Consider the following 20,069-nt stretch of genomic DNA (forward strand, 5'->3'; position numbering starts at 1 on the left):
CCGTATGAGGGCTTTGCGACTTCAGTGAGTGCTTGGTGAGTGAGGAATCGAGGCAGGGGATGGCCGCGTCCGAAGACCGCGTTGTCAAAGCACTGCGTGAGTCGTTGCGCGAGAACGAGGTGCTCCGGCGGCAGAACGCCCACCTGCTCGCGGAGCTGACCGAGCCGATCGCCGTGGTCGGGATGGGCTGCCGCCTGCCCGGCGGCGTCGGATCCCCCGAGGAGCTGTGGCGGCTGGTGGCCGAGGGCCGGGACGGTGTCTCGCCGTTCCCCCGCGACCGGGGCTGGGACGTGGAGAACATCTTCACCGATCCCGAACTGGACCGCTCCTACGAACCGGTCGGCGGGTTCGTCGACGACGTCGCAGGGTTCGACGCCGCCTTCTTCGGGATCTCCCCGCGCGAGGCCGTGGCGATGGACCCGCAGCAGCGCCTGGTGCTGGAGACCTCGTGGGAGGCCCTGGAGCACGCGGGCCTGGACCCGGCCGCGCTGCGCGGGACGCAGACCGGCGTGTTCACCGGCCTGATGCTGCACGACTACGCGATGGCGGCGCAGGACGTGCCGCGCGAGGTGCAGACGTATCTGGGCGTCGGCGGCGCCGGCAGCGTGGTCTCCGGCCGCGTCGCCTACACGCTGGGACTCACCGGCCCGGCGGTCACCATCGACACCGCGTGCTCGTCGTCGCTGGTGGCGCTGCACCTGGCCTGCGAGGCGCTGCGGCGTGGGGACTGCACGCTGGCCCTGGCCGGCGGAGTGTCGGTGATGGCGACGCCGGGCGAGTTCGTGGACTTCGCGCGGCAGGGCGGTCTGGCCGGGGATGGCCGGTGCAAGTCGTATGCGGGGGCGGCGGATGGTACGGGGTGGGGTGAGGGCGTAGGGGTTCTGGTGGTGGAGCGGCTGTCGGATGCTCGACGGCTGGGCCACCGGGTGTGGGGTGTGGTGCGTGGTTCGGCGGTGAATCAGGACGGTGCGTCGAATGGGCTTACGGCGCCGAATGGTCCGTCGCAGGAGCGGGTGATTCTTCAGGCGTTGGCGAATGCTGGTCTTGAGGCCGGTGATGTGGATCTGGTCGAGGGTCATGGGACTGGGACGACGCTGGGTGACCCGATCGAGGCGCAGGCGCTGTTGGCGACGTATGGGCAGGGTCGGGCCGGCGGGCCGGTGTGGTTGGGGTCGGTGAAGTCGAACATCGGACATACGCAGGCTGCGGCTGGTGTGGCGGGGATCATCAAGGCTCTGCTGGCGATGCGGTATGGGGTGATGCCGGCGACGTTGCATGTGGATGAGCCTTCGCCGCAGGTGGATTGGTCGGCGGGGGAGTTGGAGCTGCTGACTGAGGCGCGGGAGTGGGGGCGGACGGAGGGGCGGCCGCGGCGGGCTGGGGTGTCCTCGTTCGGGATCAGTGGGACGAATGCGCATGTGGTTCTGGAGGAGGGGGATCCGGAGCCGGAGGCGGCCGAGGGGCTGGCGGTGCCTTCGGGCGGGGTGGTGTGGGCGCTGTCGGCGAAGTCGGAGGGGGCGCTGCGGGCGCAGGCGGGGCGGCTGGCTGAGTGGGCTGCTGATGAGGATGAAGGGCTTGTTGAGACTGGGTTGGCTTTGGCGGGGCGGTCGCGTTTTGGGGTTCGGGCTGCGGTGGTGGGGGCTGATTGGGCGGCGATGGTTGCTGGCCTGCGGAGGCTTGCTGGGGCGGCTGATCGGTCGGTCGGGTCGGCGGGTGCGGTGGCCGGAGCGCCGGTTGAGTCGGTTGGGGTGGTGGCCGGGTCGGGCGTGTTCGAAGGTTCTGGTTCGGCTGCTTCTGCCGTGGCGGTGTTGTTTTCGGGGCAGGGGTCGCAGCGCGTTGGGATGGGTCTTGGGCTGCGTGGTGTGTTGCCGGTCTTTACTGAGGTGTTCGATCGGGTGTGCGAGCTGCTCGGTCTCTCTGTTGAGGCGTTGTCTGATGCCGAGGTTCTGAACCGGACCGAGGTGACCCAGCCTGCGTTGTTTGCGGTTCAGGTGGCGGCCTATCGGCAGCTCGAAGCATGGGGCCTGGGCGCGTCCTGGCTTGGCGGTCATTCGATCGGCGAGCTGAGCGCGGCGCATATCGCGGGTGTCTGGGATCTTGAGGGTGCCTGCAAGATCGTTGCGGCGCGTGGTCGTCTGATGGGGCAGGCGCGCGCCGGCGGTGCGATGGCCGCTTTGGAGGCGACCGAGGCCGAGGTGTTGGCGAGCCTGCCCGATGGCGTGTGCATCGCGGCGGTGAACGGCCCGACCTCGGTGGTCGTCTCCGGTGATGCCGATGTGGTCGAAACCCTGGTCGAGCGTTATAAGGACTCTGGCCATCGGGCTCGGCGCCTGACGGTCTCGCATGCTTTCCACAGCCATCACATGGACTCGGCGCTGGTCGAGTTCGAAAAGATCGTCGCCTCGGTCCCGGCCACGCTCCCACGCCTGAAGCTGGTCTCGACCCTGACCGGCACGCAGCTCGGCGAAGACGTGACCGACCCCCGGTATTGGGTGCGTCAGGTGCGCGAGACGGTCCGGTTCGCTGATGCCGTGACGTTCCTGGCGGAGCAGGGTGCCGGGGTGTTCGTGGACGTCAGCCCGGACGGCGTCCTGACCTCCATGATGGCAGGCGTCCTCGATGAGTCGGCCGCTGCCATCCCGACCTTGCGTAAGGATGCTGACGAGCCGAGCGCCCTGACCCAGAGCGCAGCCGCCCTCTTCAGCGCCGGAATCGACGTCGACTGGTCGGCGGTGCTGGGCGGTGGCGGCGCCGGGTCGGCCCAGCTCGAACTGCCCACCTACGCCTTCGACCACACCCGCTATTGGCTGGAGGCGCCCGCTGTCGCGGCGCTCGCCGACGGCGATTCCGAGTTCTGGGATCTGGTGGAGCGCCGGGACACCGAGGGCGTCGCGCGGTCTCTCGGCGTCGCCGAGGCCGAGCGCCAGGCGCTCGCCGATGCGCTGCCGGTGCTCGCACGCTGGCGGGAGCGGAGCCGCATTTCGCGCTGGCAGTACGGGGTCTCGTGGCAGCGAGTGGCGTCGGAGGCCACGCGCAGCCTGTCAGGGTCCTGGCTTGCCGTGGCGTCGTCGCGGACGCCTGCCGACCTCGTCGAGCGGCTGCGTGTCGGCCTCGCCGAGCGTGGCGCCGAGACCGTGACCGTGGCTGAGCTCCAGGAGTGCGAGGCCTGGGACGCCGAGCGCTGGGCCGAGTTCGGCGGCGTGGTGTCGCTACTGGGCATCGGGGAGTCGACGGCCACGGCCTCCGGCGTCGGTGCCGCAGTCACCGAAACCACGCGGCTGCTCCGGGCCTGTGCCGACGGCACGCGTATCTGGGCTCTGACCCAAGGCGGCACCGCCGCTCCCGGTGCTGCGCCGACCGATGCGTGGGCCTGGCAGACCTGGGGCTTGGGACGTGTCGCGGCACTGGAGTTCCCTGCCGTGTGGGGCGGCCTCGTCGACCTGCCGGAGGACCTCGGACCGGCGGTGTTGGACCAACTGGCGGGCGTCCTTGCCGCCGACGCGTCGGAAGAGGACCAACTCGCCGTACGGTCCGACGGCATCTGGGCCGCACGTGTCCTGCGCACATCGCAGCCCTCGGGCACGCAACCGGCAGACGGTCCGTGGAGTGCGCGCGGCACCGTTCTCGTCACCGGCGCCAGTGGCGCGCTGGGCGGACTCGTCGCGCAGTGGGTCGCCGAGCACGGTGCCGAGCGTGTGGTACTGGCGTCGCGTCGCGGTGACCAGGCCGAGGGCGCGACGGAGCTGGCGGCCCGGCTGGAGGCTGAGGGCGCGGAGGCCGTGTTCGTCCGCTGCGATATGGCGGATCGGGCGCAGGTCGGCGACCTGGTGCGGGCCTGCGGCGACGAGTTGTCAGCAGTCTTCCACGTCGCCGGTGTCGCCGATCTGACGCCGATCGAGTCCGCCCCCGACGCCGACTGGGCCCACGTCATGGGCGCCAAGGCGGCCGGTGCGTGGTGGCTCGACGCCGAACTCGGCGACCGGGAACTCGACGCCTTCGTCGTGTTCTCCTCCATCGCCGGGACCTGGGGCGGCGGCGGTCAGGGCGCGTATGCTGCCGCGAACGCCTTCCTGGACGGTCTTGTCGTCTCCCGCCGCGAGCGCGGCCTGGCGGGCAGCAGCGTCGCCTGGGGTCCGTGGGCCGGTGCCGGGGTCGCGGCCGACGACGCCGAAGCCGCCGCCTACCTCGCACGTCGTGGTCTGCGCGCCATGGACCCGGACTCGGCTCTCGCGGCCCTCGACCGCGCGCTGGTCGAGAACCGGGCCGCGACGGTCGTCGCCGACGTCGACTGGTCCGTTTTCGCACCCGCCTTCGTCATGGCCCGCCCCGCGCCGCTGCTGGCGTCCGTGCCAGAGGCGGCCGCGGCGCTGCAACTGGCCGGTGCCGACAGCGAAGCGAAGGCCGGCGCCGGCGCTGACAGCCGCCTGGCCGCCGAGCTGGCCGGTCGCAACCCCGAGGAGCAGCTCAGGATCCTGTTGGAACTGGTGTGCCTGCGAGTGGCCGCCGTGCTCGGTCATGCATCCGCCGACGCCGTGGACGCGCACGCCGCGTTCAAAGACTTGGGCTTTGACTCGCTGACGGCCGTCGAGCTTCGCAATGCCCTGGCTAAGGCGACCGGCCTGACGCTGCCCGCGTCGCTGGTCTTCGACTACCCGAGCCCCACCGCGCTGGCCTCGCTCCTGCGCGACCGCATCGGCTTGGCGGCGGGCGCCGGTGCGGCGCGCACGGTGGTGGTGCAGGCGGCCGCGGTGGCGGACGAGCCGATCGCGATCGTCGGCATGGCCTGCCGCTTCCCCGGGGGTGTGCGGAATCCGGACGAGTTCTGGGACCTGATCGCGAGCGGTCGCGACGGCATCGTGCCGATTCCGACCGATCGGGGTTGGGGCGACAGTGCGACGATCCTCGGCGCCGACCGGAACGCTGAGGGCACCGCGGATGTCACCACCGGACCGGCCGACATCGCGGGCGGCTTCCTGGCCGGTGCGGCTGATTTCGACGCCGCCTTCTTCGGGATCTCTCCGCGCGAGGCGCTCGCGATGGATCCCCAGCAGCGGTTGCTGCTCGAAACGACCTGGGAGGCACTGGAGAGCGTCGGCATCGCGCCGGCGAGTGTGCACGGTCAGCAGGTGGGAGTCTTCACCGGCGCCGGGACGTCGGAATACTCGACGCTGCTGGCCGGTGCCGCCGACCGGCTCCAGGGCTTCGGGCTGACCGGCAACGTCGCGAGCGTGATGTCGGGCCGGATCTCCTACGTGTTCGGGCTGACGGGTCCGGCCGTGACGGTCGACACGGCGTGTTCGTCGTCGCTCGTCGCGCTGCACTTGGCGGCCCAGGCGTTGCGCAACGGCGAGTGTTCGATGGCGCTGGCCGGCGGCGTCGCGGTGATGGCGACGCCGATCGCGTTCATGGAGTTCGCACGCCAGGACGGGCTTGCCTCCGACGGCCGGTGCAAGTCGTACGCGGGAGCGGCCGACGGCACCGGCTGGGGCGAGGGCGTCGGCATGCTCGTCGTCGAGCGGCTCTCCGATGCCCGGCGCCTGGGCCACCGCGTGCTTGGCGTCATGCGCGGCTCGGCGGTGAATCAGGACGGCGCTTCGAACGGACTTACGGCGCCGAACGGGCCGTCGCAGGAGCGAGTGATTCTTCAAGCGCTGGCCAACGCAGGGCTCGAAGTCGCGGACGTGGATCTCGTCGAGGGTCACGGGACCGGTACGCGGCTCGGCGACCCGATCGAGGCGCAGGCGTTGCTGGCGACCTATGGTCAGGACCGGTCCGAGGGCCCGCTGTGGCTGGGGTCGGTGAAGTCGAACATCGGCCACACGCAGGCCGCCGCCGGGGTCGCGGGTGTGATCAAGGCCGTGCAGGCGCTGCGCCGCGAGGTGATGCCCGCGACGCTGCATCTGGACGAGCCGTCGCCGCAGGTGGACTGGTCGGCCGGCGCGGTGCGGCTGCTGGCGGAGCCGCAGGAGTGGCGGCGGACGGAGGGACGGCCGCGGCGGGCCGGGGTGTCCTCGTTCGGGATCAGCGGGACGAACGCGCACGTGATCATCGAGGAAGGGGATGCGGAGCCGCTCGTTGAAGCGTTGCCGGTGCCTTCTGGTGGTGTGGCGTGGGGGTTGTCGGCGAAGTCGGAGGGTGCGCTGCGGGCGCAGGCTTCGCGGTTGGCGCAGTGGACTGCCGATGGTGATGAAGGGCTCGTTGAAACCGGTCTCGCGCTGGCGCGGCGTTCCGGTTTCGCCCATCGGGCCGTGGTGATTGGTCAGGATCGCGAGTCTGTGGTTGCGGGTCTGCGGTCGGTTGCCGCTGGTGATGCGAACACGATTTCGGGTTCAGTGATCTCGGGGGTGTCGAGCAGCGGAGTGTCGAGCGGCGGCGTGTTGGTGTTTCCGGGGCAGGGGTGGCAGCGGGTGGGGGTTGGTGCTGGTTTGCTGGCTGGTGGTGTGTTCGCGGAGGCGATTGCGGAGTGCGGTGTAGCGCTGCGGCAGTGGGCTGATTTCGATCTGGTGGAGGTGCTTTCTGGTTCGGATGAGGTGTGGTTGGGGCGGGTGGATGTGGTGCAGCCGGTGTTGTGGGCGGTGATGGTTGGGCTGGCGCGGGTGTGGGAGTCGTTGGGGGTGGCGCCCTCGGTGGTGGTGGGCCATTCGCAGGGTGAGATCGCGGCGGCGGTGGTGGCGGGTGCGCTCAGTGTGGAGGATGGCGCGCGGGTGGTTGCGGTGCGTTCGCGGGTGATTCGTGAGCATCTTGCGGGTTCGGGGGCGATGGCCTCGGTGGCGGCGTCGGCGGCTGAGGTTGAAAGCTGGCTGGTCGACGGGGTTTCCATCGCGGCGGTGAATGGTCCTGCTGCGGTGACGGTTGCTGGTGATCGTGAGGCGGTGTTGGCCTTTGCCGCTGAGATCGAGGCGCGGGGTGTGCGGGTTCGGGTGGTCGATGTCGACTACGCATCGCACTCGCCGATGGTCGCCCAGATCGAGGACGTCCTTCGGCGCGAACTTGCCGGGCTGACTCCTCGCGAGCTGGCTCCCGGGCGCCGGTGGCTGTCGACGGTGACCGGTCAGTGGATGACTGGTACTGAGGCTGATGCTGAGTATTGGTATCGGAATCTGCGTCAGCAGGTCGGGTTCTCCCCGGCCGTCGAGCAGCTGATAGGCGAGGGCCATCGGCTGTTTGTAGAGGCCTCCGGGCACCCTGTGCTGACCTCGGGCATTGAGCAGGTTCTCGAAAACGCCGAAGTGGCCGGTGCCGTCAGTGGCACTCTGCGCCGCGACACCGCCGACGCGACAGCGCTGCTGGCCTCCGTTGGACGGCTGTTCACCGCCGGTGTTCCGATCGATTGGCCGGTTCTCCTCTCGGGCGGCGTGGCCGCCGAGCCGGCGGTGACAGTCCCCGCATACGCGTTCGACCACTCGCGCTACTGGCTCGACGCCCCGACCACGTCCGTCGGCGACATCGGCGCCGTCGGCCTGGCGGCGACCGGCCATCCGCTGCTCGGCGCCGCCGTTCCGCTCGCCGACGGCGGCTGGGTCCTCACCGGCCGGCTCTCGATCGCCACCCAGCCCTGGTTGGCCGACCACGCCGTGTCGGGGACCGTGCTGCTGGCCGGGACGGCGCTGGTGGAGATCGCGCTGCGGGCCGGGGAGACGGCCGGGCACGCGGTTCTTCGTGAACTGACATTGCAGGCCCCGGTGGTGATTCCGGAGTCCGGAGCGTTGCAGCTGCAAGTCACGGTCGGCGCGGCCGGGCGCGATGGCGCGTGCGAGTTCGTCGTGCACACGCGCCTGGAGGACGCCGAAAACGCCGATGGCGAGTGGACACGCCACGCCTCCGGTTTCCTCGCCGACGCGTCGGCGGCGGTGGTCGATGCCGAGGGCTTCGCGGTGTGGCCGCCGCAGGGTGCTGTGACGTTGCCCGTCGAAGGGATGTACGAGCGGCTGGTGGAGCTCGGCGTCGAATACGGGCCGTCGTTCTGGGCCTTGCGTCGTGCGTGGCAGCGTGATGGTGAGGTGTTCGCCGAGATCGCGCTGCCGGAGACCACGGCCGACACCGACCGGTTCGGCGTGCATCCGGTGCTGTTGGACGCGGCGCTGCTGGCGTGGGCCGTGGCCGGGGGTGGAGACGGCGACAGCGGTGGCGAGACCGGCCAGGTCCGGATGCCGTTTGCGTGGTCGGAAGTGCGCCTCGCAGCAATCGGCGCGCGCAGCCTGCGCGTCCGGTTGGCGGCCGCCGCCGACGGCGGTGTCAGTGTGCTGGGTGTCGACGACACCGGGGCGGCCGTGGTCGCGGTCGGGTCGATGGTCTCGCGTCCGGTCGACGCCGGGCAGGCCCGGTCGTGGGGACGCGGCGGGGCCGACGGGCTGCTGGGACTGGACTGGGTGCCGATAGCGGTGCCGGTGTCGCCGGTTGCGCCGGCGTCGACGCAGTTGTCAGCGTCCTCGGCGTCGGCGAGGTCGTCGGCCGACGCCGCGGTCGAATGGCTGTTCGTGCCGGCTGGGCAGCGTGCCGATCAGGTTGCTGATGTGGCGTGGAGCGTGCTGGAGCAGGTCCAGGCCTGGCTGACGAACGAGGTACCGGAACGCCTCGTGGTCGTGACGCGCGGCGCGGTCGGCGACACGGTCGAGAACTTGGCCGGCGCGGCTGTGTGGGGACTGATTCGCTCGGTGCAGTCCGAGCACCCCGGCCGCCTCATTCTTCTGGATGCCGACCCCACTTCCACCACCGACACCGACGAACTGGCCGCGGTCGTGGCCGCCCTCGGCGACGAGGAGCAGGCGGCGCTACGTGACGGAGCCGTGCTGGTGCCCCGCCTGATCCGCATGGCCGCGCCCGCGCCCGCAGACGCGGACGAAGCCGGAGCAGTGTGGGACCAGGACGGAACAGTCCTGGTCACCGGCGGCACCGGCGGCCTCGGCCGCCACGTGGTGCGCCACCTGGCGACCGCCCACGGTATCCGCAGCATGCTGATCCTCTCGCGCTCCGGCCCGTCGAGCGCCGACGCGCTCACCCTGGTGCAGGAATTGGCAGAGCTGGGCGTTCGGGTCCGGATGGTCGCCGGTGACGTCGCCGATCGCGACACGCTCGCCGAGCTGATCGCGGCCATTCCGTCGCGGTGGCCGCTGCGCGGCGTCGTGCACGTCGCAGGGCTCGCCGATGACGCCGTCGCCCTGTCGCTGACGCACGAACAGCTGACGCGAGTCCTGCGCGTGAAGGTCGACGCGGTGTGGGCACTCCACGAACTGACCGCCGATCTCCCGCTCACCGCGTTCATCACCTTCTCCAGCGCGGCAGCCATCCTCGGCGCCGGCGGCCAGGCGAACTACGCCGCCGCCAACGCCTTCCTCGACGCGTTCGCGACCTGGCGGCGTGCGCAAAGGCTTCCAGCCACCTCGCTGGCCTGGGGCCTGTGGGACGAGGAGCGTGGCCTGGGAGGCCGCCTCACCAGCGGAGATCGCAAGCGGCTGCAACGGCTGGCGGCTCCGCTCTCGGTGGAGCAGGGCCTCAGCCTGTTCGATCTGGCGACCGGATCGACCCTCGCCATCCCCCTCCGTCTCAACCTCGCGTTCGCGCGCACCATGAACCCCGTCCCACCGCTTCTGCGAGCCCTGGTTCGCACCACCCCCCGCCGCGTCACCAGCGCCGATCCGGCCCTCGGCGCGGCGACCGGCGACACCCTCGCCTCCCGTCTCGCCGCGCTCGACGCCGACGCCCAGGCGCGCGAGGTACTGGCCCTGGTCCGCGCGCAGGCCGCCGCCGTCCTCGGCCACTCCGGTGCCGACGCGATCGGCGTCGACCAACCATTCAGCGAACTCGGGTTCGACTCGCTGACCTCGGTCGAGTTCCGCAACGGTCTGGCCGCCGCGCTTTCGCTGACCCTCCCCACCACCCTCGTTTTCGACTTCCCCACGCCGACCGCCGTCACCGCGTTCGTGCGCGACCGCCTCAGCGGCGTGACCAGGGCCGTGGTCGTGCAGGCCGCGGCGGTGGCCGACGAGCCGATCGCGATCGTCGGCATGGCCTGCCGCTATCCGGGCGGGATCGGCTCGGCCGAGGATCTCTGGGAACTGATCGTGTCCGGCGGCGACGGCATCAGCGCCGTCCCGGCCGATCGGGGCTGGGACACCGTGGACTCGGCCCGGGGCGGCTTCCTGGAGAGCGTCGCAGGGTTCGATGCCGCCTTCTTCGGCATCTCGCCGCGCGAGGCCCAGGCGATGGACCCGCAGCAGCGCTTGCTGCTGGAAACGACGTGGGAAGCCCTGGAAGACGCCGGGATCGACCCGACCGCGCTGCACGGTTCGCAGACCGGTGTGTTCGTCGGCGCGGGCAATCCCGACTACGCAGTCCTCGCCGGCCGACACCACGAGGCCGCGCAGGGCTACGCCGCCACCGGCGTCTCCGGCAGCGTGATCTCCGGCCGCGTCGCCTACGTCCTCGGCCTGACCGGCCCGGCAGTCACCGTGGACACCGCCTGCTCCTCCTCCCTGGTCGCCCTCCACCTGGCCGCGCAGGCCCTGCGCAGCGGCGAGTGCTCGATGGCCCTGGCCAGCGGCGTCACCGTCCTCGCCACGCCTGGCGCCTTCAGCGAGTTCACGCTCCAGAGCGGCTTGGCCGCCGACGGCCGCTGCAAGGCGTTCGCCGCCTCCGCCGACGGGTTCGGCATGGCCGAGGGCGTCGGCGTGCTCGTCGTCGAACGGCTCTCCGACGCCCGCCGCGCCGGCCACCAAGTCCTCGGCGTCCTGCGCGGCTCGGCCGTGAACCAGGACGGCGCCTCCAACGGCCTCACCGCTCCGAACGGCCCGTCGCAGGAACGTGTGATCCTCCAGGCGCTCGCCAATGCCGGTGTCGACGCGGCCGACGTCGATCTGGTGGAGGCACACGGGACCGGCACGCGGCTCGGCGACCCGATCGAGGCGCGGGCGCTGCTGGCGACCTACGGCCGCGAACGGAGCGGCGGCCCGCTGCGGCTCGGCTCGGTGAAGTCGAACATCGGCCACACCCAGGCCGCCGCCGGGGTGGCCGGCGTGATCAAGACCGTGCTCGCCATGCGGCACGGGCTCATGCCCGCGACGCTGCATGTCGACGCGCCGTCGCCGGAGGTGGACTGGTCGGCCGGCGCCGTCGAGCTGCTGACCGCGGCCCGGCCGTGGCCGCGCGAGGACGGCCGTCCCCGGCGCGCCGGCGTCTCGTCGTTCGGTATGAGTGGGACGAACGCCCACGTCATCGTGGAAGAAGGCGACGCCGAGCCGGCGGCGGCGACCGCGCCGGTTCCGCTGCCCGAGGGCGGCGTCGCCTGGCCGCTGTCGGCGAAGACCGAGGCCGCGCTGCGGGCCCAGGCGAGCCGCCTGGCGCAGTGGGCTGCGGAGAGCGAGGACGGTCTGGTCGAGATCGGTCTGACGCTGGCGGCCCGCGCCCGGTTCGGGCACCGTGCCGTTGTCACCGGCGCGGACCGCGAGTCGCTGGTCGCGCAGTTGCGCGGGCTGGCCCTCGGGGAGCCGATGGCGGGGACGTTCGTCGGCACCGGGCCGGAGCCGGTCTCCGTCGCGGTGCTGTTCTCGGAGGTTGGTTCGCAGGACGCTGACTCCGAGCAGGCCACGGCTGCTCGGCAGCTGGAAGCCTGGGGCTTGGCTGCGGCTTGGGAACTCCGCGAAGACGTGGGCCTGATCGTTGCCATGGCTCCGGACGCGACGCCCGACCCGACTGCGGTCCCGGTGCTGCATGCGGAGATCGAGAACTCTTCGGCCCTGGTCCGCACCGCCGCTGCGCTCTATGCGGCTGGCGTGCCCATGCGGTGGCCCGCGATTCTCGGCGCGGTCGACAGTGCTCAGACAAGCCGCGCCACCCTCCCTACCTACGCCTTCGAACATACCCGCTACTGGTTGCAGGCCCCGGGTGGCGCGGCCGCGGACCTTCCCGCCGCCGGCCTGACCACGACCGGCCACCCGCTGCTCAGCGCTGCTGTCGGACTCGCCGACGGGGGCCGGATCCTCACTGGCCGCCTGTCGATCGCCACTCAGCCCTGGCTCGCGGACCACGCCGTCTCCGGCACGGCTCTGCTGGCCGGGACCGCGCTGGTGGAGCTCGCGCTTCGAGCCGGGGCGGAGGCGGGCTGCGACCAGCTCAGTGAGCTGATGTTGCACGCGCCGGTACTCATCCCGCGCCAGGGAGCGTTGCAGCTCCAGGTCATCGTCAGTGCGCCAGGTGCGGACGGGGCTCGCGAGCTGGCCGTTCACACCCGTCCCGATACGCCGGACGCGGTCGCGGACTGGACGCGGCACGCCTCGGGCACGGTGGCTGTCGGTGACGGCGAGCCGCAGGCCCCGGATATCAGTGCCCTTGTCGCTTCGGCGACGTGGCCCCCGGCCGACACGGCCCCGATCCCGGTCGACGCCGTCTACGAGAGCCTGGCCGCCGTCGACAGTACGTACTACGGCCCCGCGTTCCACGCTGTGCGCGGCGCGTGGCGTGGCGCCGACGCCGTGTTCGCAGAGGTCGAACTTCCGGAGGCTGCCAGCAGCGTCGAAGGCTCTGACGGCTTCTCGATCCATCCGGTGCTGCTCGACGCGGCGTTGCAGGCCTGGGCTTTCGCCGGTGCCGGTGCCAGCGCCACTGCCGAAGGCGAAAGCGAAAGCGAAAGCGCCGAAGACGACAGCACAGTCCGGATGCCGTTCGCCTGGACCCAGGTGCGCGTCCCCCACCCGGGACGGCGCGCGCTGCGCGTCCAAGTGACGGCCGACGGCGACGGCGCCCTCACCGTGCTCGGCGTCGATGAAGCTGGCAACCTGGCCTTCTCGGTCGGCTCCATGGTGTCGCGCGCCGTGGACACCGAGCGCGTTCGCGGCTGGGGACGCGGCAACCCCGCCGAGGACCTGCTGCGGCTGGAATGGGTTCCGGCCCGTCGGCCCGCCGATCCTGACTCCGCCGCATCGCTCTCGTGGTGCGTCGTGGCCGACGACCTGTTCGGGCTCGGCCTGGAGTCGGCGGCGTCGTTCGACGACGTCCCGGCCGGTGCCGGCGCCGTGATCTGCGCCGGTGGCGACGGCGCTGACGGCATCGAGGACCTCGCGGCGACCGTGGCAGCGGTTCAGGCACACGCGGACGCCTGGCTGGCGAACGGCGACGGACGTCTGGTGCTCGTGACCCGGGGTGCCGTCGCGGTCAGCGCCGACGAGGCCGTGGCCGACCTGGCCGGAGCGGCTGTCTGGGGCCTGATCCGGGCTCTGCAGGCGCGGCACCCGGACCGGATCGCCGTGATCGACCTGGACCCGAAGTCCTATGCGCACTCTGACTTCCTCCAGGCGCTCGCCGACTCCGGCGACGAGCCCCAAGCCGCCGTCCGCAACGGTGGACTCGGTGTAGTCCTGCCGCGCCTGATGCGTGTTGCGCCGAGCGACGCCGACCGGGAATCGGTGTGGAGCCGGTTCGCCTCCGGTTCTGTGCTGATCGCGGCACCGGACGCTGATCGGATAGCCCGGCATCTCGCGACCACTCACGATGTGCGGGACCTGGTCCTTGCAGTCCCCTCGCACGCCATTCCGAGTCCTGAACTGACCGTGACCGGCGCCCGAATCAGGGTCATGACGCTCGACCCGGCCGACCGCACCGCGCTCGCCGAGGCCGTCGCCCTGATCGAGTCCAACGGCCCCATAAGCGCGGTCATCCTCTCCGCCGACGGCACCTTGGACCAGGTCGCGACCGCCGCTTGGAACCTGCACGAGCTGACCTCGGCCCCGGCCCGGCAGCCCCTGTCCGCCTTCGTCATGTCGTCGAACGCCGCTGGGATTCTGGGCTCTGATACCGAGGCAGCCGCCGGGAGCGCCTTCCTGATCGGGCTGGCCTCCTTCCGGCACGCGCTCGGCCTGTCCGGCCAGACCTTGGCCTGGGGTAGCGGCGGTGTGAGCCTGGCCGCCGCGCCCCGGCCTGAGGAGGAGGCGCAACTGCTGGACCTCGCCGTTGCCGAACCGGATGCCGTGCTCGTGCCACTGCGGCTGAACCGTGCCGCCTTGCGGGCGCTCGGCTTCATGCCTGCGGTGCTGCGCGATTTCGATCCTGCGCGCGGCGCTGCGGCTCCCAAGACCGGTGCGTCAGTCGCCGGCGCGCCCGCCACCGACGGCTTCGCCGCGCGCCTCGCCGCCCTGGACCAGCAGGCCCAGACCCGCGAACTCCTCGCCGCCGTCCGGCTCCAGGCCGCGGCCGTCCTCGGCCACGCCGGACCGGACGCGATCGTCGAGGACGCGGCGTTCAAGGACCTGGGCTTCGACTCGCTGACCGCCGTCGAGCTTCGCAACGGCCTGATGAAGGCGACCGGGCTCACGCTCCCGGCGACGCTGGTGTTCGACCACCCGAGCCCGCGAGCCCTGGCCGACCACCTGCGCCGCAGCCTGCCCGGTGCGACGCGCCGCGCGGTCGTGGTCCAGGCTGCGGCGACCGTTGACGAGCCGATCGCGATCGTCGGCATGGCCTGCCGGTTCCCGGGCGGCGCCCGCACACCGGAGGAGTTCTGGCAGCTGCTGGCCGATGGCGTCGACGCCGTGACCGGCCTGCCCGGCGATCGGGGCTGGGACGTGGACGCCCTGGCCGGTCTGAACCGCACCTCGGCCGGCGCCGCCTCGGCCACCGATGCCCGCCAGGGTGCCTTCCTGAACGCGGCCGGGGACTTCGACGCGGCGTTCTTCGGGATCTCGCCGCGCGAGGCCCTGGCCATGGACCCGCAACAGCGGCAGCTGCTCGAAGTCTCCTGGGAGGCGCTGGAAACGGCCGGTTACGACGCCGAGGCGCTACGCGGTTCCGCGACCGGCGTGTTCGTCGGCACCAACGGCCAGGACTACGCGGCGGGCCTGCGAACCGTGCCCGAAGGCGTCGGCGGCTTCCTCATCACCGGCAGCTCGGCGAGCGTGATGTCCGGCCGGGTCTCCTACACCCTGGGCCTGACCGGCCCGGCCGTCACCGTGGACACCGCTTGCTCCTCTTCGCTGGTGGCCCTTCATCTGGCTGCGCAAGCTCTGCGCAGCGGCGAGTGCTCGCTCGCCCTCGCTGGCGGCGTCACGGTCATGGGCTCGCCGATGCTGTTCGACGAGATGGGCCGCCAGTCCGGCCTGGCCTCCGACGGCCGCTGCAAGGCGTACTCGGCCGGCGCCGACGGCATGGGGGTCGGCGAGGGCGTCGGCATGCTGGCTGTGGAGCGGCTGTCGGATGCGCGGCGGCTCGGGCACCGGGTGCTCGGCATTGTGAAGGGCTCTGCGGTGAACCAGGACGGCGCCTCCAACGGCCTGACCGCGCCGAACGGACCATCACAGGAACGCGTGATCCTGCAAGCCCTGGCCAACGCAGGGCTCGAAGTCTCCGACGTCGATCTGGTCGAGGGCCACGGCACCGGGACCCGGCTCGGCGACCCGATCGAGGCCCAGGCGCTCTTGGCCACCTATGGCCAGGACCGCAAGGGCGGTCCGCTGTGGCTGGGCTCGGTGAAGTCGAACATCGGCCACACCCAGGCCGCCGCCGGAGTCGCCGGGATCATCAAGACCGTGCTGGCGCTGCGGCACGGCCTGATGCCCAAGTCGCTGCACCTGGACGAGCCCTCGTCGCGGGTCGACTGGGCCAGCGGCGACCTCGAACTGCTGACCGAGGCCCGGGAATGGCCGCGCGCCGACGGCCGGGCGCGTCGCGCGGGGATCTCCTCGTTCGGGATCAGCGGCACGAACGCGCACGTCATCGTGGAGGAAGGCGACCCCGATCCGGTCGCGCCGGAGGCCGTCGAGCTGCCGTCCGGCGGCGTCGCCTGGCCGCTGTCCGCCAAGTCCGAGAGCGCGTTGCGGGCGCAGGCCTCGCGGTTGGCGCAGTGGGCCGCCGACAGTGACGAGGGGCTGGTCGAGACCGCCCTCGCGCTCGCCGGCCGGTCGCGGTTCGCCCATCGCGCCGTGGTCGTGGGCACCGATCGCGGCGAACTCGTCGAAGGGCTGCGCTCGATCGCGACCGGCGAGCCGGGCGCGGAGACCTTCGTGAGCTCGGGCTCGGTCCCGGGCGCCGGGGTGTTCGTCTTCCCCGGCCAGGGCTGGCAGCGGTCCTGCGTCGGCGGGGCGTTGCTCGCGCAGGGCGGAGTGTTCGCCGAGACCATCGCCGAATGCGGACGGGCCCTGCGGCCGTGGACCGACTTCGATCTCGTCGAAGTGCTGTCCGGCACCGACGAGTCCTGGCTGGAGCGCGTCGACATCGTGCAGCCGGTGCTGTGGGCGGTGATGGTCGGCCTGGCCCGGGTGTGGGAGTCGCTGGGCGTCTCGCCGTCGGTCGTCGTGGGGCACTCGCAGGGCGAGATCGCCGCCGCGGTGGTGGCCGGCGCGCTGAGCATCGAGGACGGGGCCCGGGTCGCCGCCGTCCGATCGCGGATCATCCGCGAACTGCTCGCCGGTTCCGGCGCCATGGTCTCGATCGCGGCGCCGGCGGCGGACGCCGAGAGCTGGATCGCCGCGGCCGGGTTCGCCGACCGGCTGTCGGTGGCCGTGATCAACGGACCGGACGCGGTGACGATCTCCGGCGAGCGCGAGGCCGCCGAGACCCTCGCCGCGGATCTGAAGGCGCGCGAGGTCCGCGTGCGGGTCCTGGAGGTGGACTACGCCTCCCACTCGCCGATGGTCGAGCGGATCGAGACCGTTCTGCGCGAGGAGCTGGCCGGGCTGACCCCGCGCGCGCTCACGCCGGGCCGCCGGTGGCTGTCCACGGTGACCGGGCAGTGGATGACCGGCCTGGAGGCCGATGGCGACTACTGGTACCAGAACCTGCGCGAGCCGGTGGTGTTCGGTCCGGCGATCGGCGAACTGGTCGCCGATGGGCAAGGACTCTTCCTGGAGACCTCCGCGCATCCGGTGCTGTCGGCGAGCATTGAGCAGATCCTTGAGGAAGCCGGAAGCACCGGCGTGGTCGGCGGTTCGCTGCGTCGCGGCGCGGCGGATCGCGGTGGGCTGCTGGCTTCGGCGGCCCGGTTGTTCACGGCCGGTGTGCCGATCGACTGGCCGGGGCTGCTCGATCCGGGCCAGGATTCTGATCCGGCGGGGTCCGGCGGTCGAGCCTTCGCAGTGCCCACCTATGCGTTCGAACACGCGCATTACTGGCTCGACACCCGAGGCGGCGCCGCCGGGGACGTCAGCGCGGCCGGGCTGTCGGCCGCCGGACATCCGCTGCTCGGCGCGGCAGTCACGCTGGCCGACGGTGGTTGTCTCCTGACGGGCCGCCTCGCCGCCGGGACGCAGCCGTGGCTTGCGGACCGCGCGGTGTCGGGGGTGGTGCTGCTGCCGGAGACGGCGCTGGTCGACCTGGCGCTGCGGGCCGGTGAGCAGGTCGGCTGCGAGGTTGTTCGAGAGCTGACGTTGGAGGCACCCGTCGTGGTGCCGGAGGACGGCGCGGCGCTTCGGCTCCAGGTCACCGTAGGTGCGCTCGCGGACGATGGGACGTGCGAACTCGCCGTCCATACGCGCCCCGACACTGCTGACGAGGGTGAGTGGATCCGGCACGCCACCGGGACGCTGGCCGGTGCCATGCGGCAGCAGCAGGAGGTGGATCGGGGTACTGATACCGAGTGGCCTCCGGCCGATGCCGAGCTGCTGATCGGGGACGGCGACCGGGTCTTCGAGCGGCTCGCCGAGGAGACAGGGCTCGTCTATGGTCCGTCGTTCCGGGCGCTGCGGCGCGTGTGGCGGCGTGGCGAGGAACTGTTCGCAGAGCTCGAACTCTCGACGGATCTGCCAGTGGTCGGCGACGCCGCGTTCGGGATGCACCCGGCGCTGCTGGACGGAGTGCTTCAGACCTGGCATGCCAGCGGTGCGGCCCCGGCCGAGGCGGCGCTGGTCACCAGCCTTCGCGGCGTCAGCCTGGCGGCAGTCGGCGCGACCAGCCTGCGGCTGGCGATACGCGTCGATGGCGATGCCGAAGCCCCACGTATCAGAGTCCTGGCGCGCGATACCGAAGGCCAGCCGGTCGCGGAGATCGAGGCGATCTCGTTCGGTCCGGTCCCGGAGGCGCTCGCCGAGCAGGCGGCCCGGCGGCGCGAACGCGATGCGATGTTCGTCGTCGACTGGACGCAGATCCCAGCGACCGCGGCTGGTGGCGCTGCCGCTCCGTGGGCGGTGCTTGGCTGTGATCCGTATGGCGTCGGCGGTGGTGCGGTCTATGGATCGCTCCGTGAGGTGCCGACCGACACGTCGGCCGTGGTCGCATACTGCCCGGCTGTCGCGGGTGACGCCGCCGACGCTCCCACGCGGCTGCGCACTGTCATCGCTCGCACCTTGGCAGTGCTTCAGGAATGGCTGTCTGTCGAGCGGGCCGAGGGCTCGCGTCTGGTGGTCGTGACCCGGCAGGCTGTGTCCACTTCGGCCGACGACCCGATCGCCGATCTCGCGGCTGCCGCCGTGTGGGGCCTGGTCCGTGGTGCGCAGGCCGAGCAGCCCGGCATGGTCGTGCTCGTCGATGTCGACGGTCGCGAAGTCCTGCCGCCGGCCGGGCTCGCGGCAGCTGTCGTCGGTGAGGAACCGCAGCTCGCCGTGCGCGGCGGTCGGATCCTGGCCGCACGTCTGGCCCGCGCCGCTCGGCCTGAGACGCCATCGGAGACGTCGTCGTATCCTGCGGAAGCGGTCCCGACCTGGGACCCCGACGGTACCGTGCTGATCACCGGCGGTACCGGCGGCCTCGGATCCCTGGTGGCCCGTCATCTCGTCGCCGAGCACGGCATCAGGAGCCTGCTTCTGCTGTCCCGCTCCGGCCTCGAAGCGGCGGGTGCCGCGGACCTTGTCGCCGAACTCACCGCTGTCGGTGCCGATGTCGTCGTCGAAGCCTGCGACGTCGGCGACCGATCGGCACTGGCCGCCGCCCTCGCCCGGATCCCGGCCGACCGGCCGCTGCGCGGTGTCGTCCACACCGCCGGAGCTCTCGACGACGGCGTCGTGGAACTGCTCACCCCCGAGCGCTTCGACCGGGTGCTCGCCCCGAAGGCCGACGGCGCGTGGCACCTGCACGAGCTGACCGCCGACCTGCCGCTCACGCAATTCGTCGTGTTCTCCAGCGCGGCCGGCGTGTTCGGCGCGATGGGGCAGGCCAACTACGCGGCGGCCAACGCGTTCCTGGACGCTCTGGCCGGACATCGGCGCTCGCTGGGGCTGCCCGCGACGTCGATGGCCTGGGGGCTGTGGGCCCAGCGCACCGGGCTGACCAAACACCTGTCCGACGTCGACACCGAGCGGCTGCGCCGGACCGGCGCGGACGCCATGAGCGACGAGCGCGGGCTCGCGCTGTTCGACGGCGCGGTGGCCGCACCGCACGCCGCGCTCGTGCTCACGCCGCTGCCGCTGGCCGCGATGCGGGCCACCGCCGACCAGACCGGGGTGCCGGCGTTCATGCGGGGTCTGGTCCGCGTCGGGACGACGCGCCGCCACGCCGCCGGTGCGGCGAATACGGCGAATACGGTGCTGGGGGACGGGATCGGCGCGGGGGGCGTGGGCGGCGCGGGCGGCGGCAACCGGTTGGCCGAACGCCTCGCCACGCTGCTGCTCGACGAGCAACAGGCGCTGCTGACCGAACTGGTCGGCAAGGAGGTGTCGACCGTGCTCGGCCACGCCGACTCCGCCGCCGCGCCCGCGCCGCAGCAGCCGTTCCGGGACCTCGGGTTCGACTCGCTGATGAGCGTCGAGCTGCGCAACCGGCTGTCGGCGCTGACCGGGCTGCGGCTGCCCACCACCACCGTCTTCGACCATCCGAACCTGGGCGAGCTGGTCACGTTCCTGCGCGGCCGCCTGGCCCCGGCCACCGAGCCGGACGTCGGCGCGGTGCTGGGCGCGATCGACGCCGTCACCGCGCTGCTCACCAGCGCCCGGCTGGCCGGCGTGGACCGGGTCCGGGTGACGACCGGACTGCGGGCCCTGCTCGGCGGGTGGCAGACCGGCGAGAGCGGCGCGGCCGCCGCCGGGTCCGACCCCGCAGCCCTCGACCCCACCGCTTTCGACCCCGGCGATTTCGACGGCGCCAGCGACCAAGAGCTTTTCGACATGCTCGACGAGTCCTTCGGCCGCGACTGATCCGCCATCAAGCTGCACACGCAT

At 72.1% G+C, this 20,069-nt stretch carries 1 protein-coding gene; it reads left to right on the forward strand.

Annotation, left to right across the window (positions count from 1 at the left end; genetic code table 11):
* Window positions 1–59 precede the first annotated feature (59 nt).
* Window positions 60–20,045 (forward strand): type I polyketide synthase, encoded by a 19,986-nt coding sequence (locus ABD481_RS28360; protein WP_344668836.1) that lies wholly within the window; start codon window positions 60–62, stop codon window positions 20,043–20,045.
* Window positions 20,046–20,069: the final 24 nt, after the last annotated feature.

This window comes from Catenulispora yoronensis (assembly GCF_039531695.1).
Classification (GTDB): domain Bacteria; phylum Actinomycetota; class Actinomycetes; order Streptomycetales; family Catenulisporaceae; genus Catenulispora; species Catenulispora yoronensis.

Bases quoted from the DNA above. Each gene is read 5' to 3' on its own strand.
- ABD481_RS28360 (WP_344668836.1), top strand. From the start codon at position 60: ATGGCCGCGTCCGAAGACCGCGTTGTCAAAGCACTGCGTGAGTCGTTG.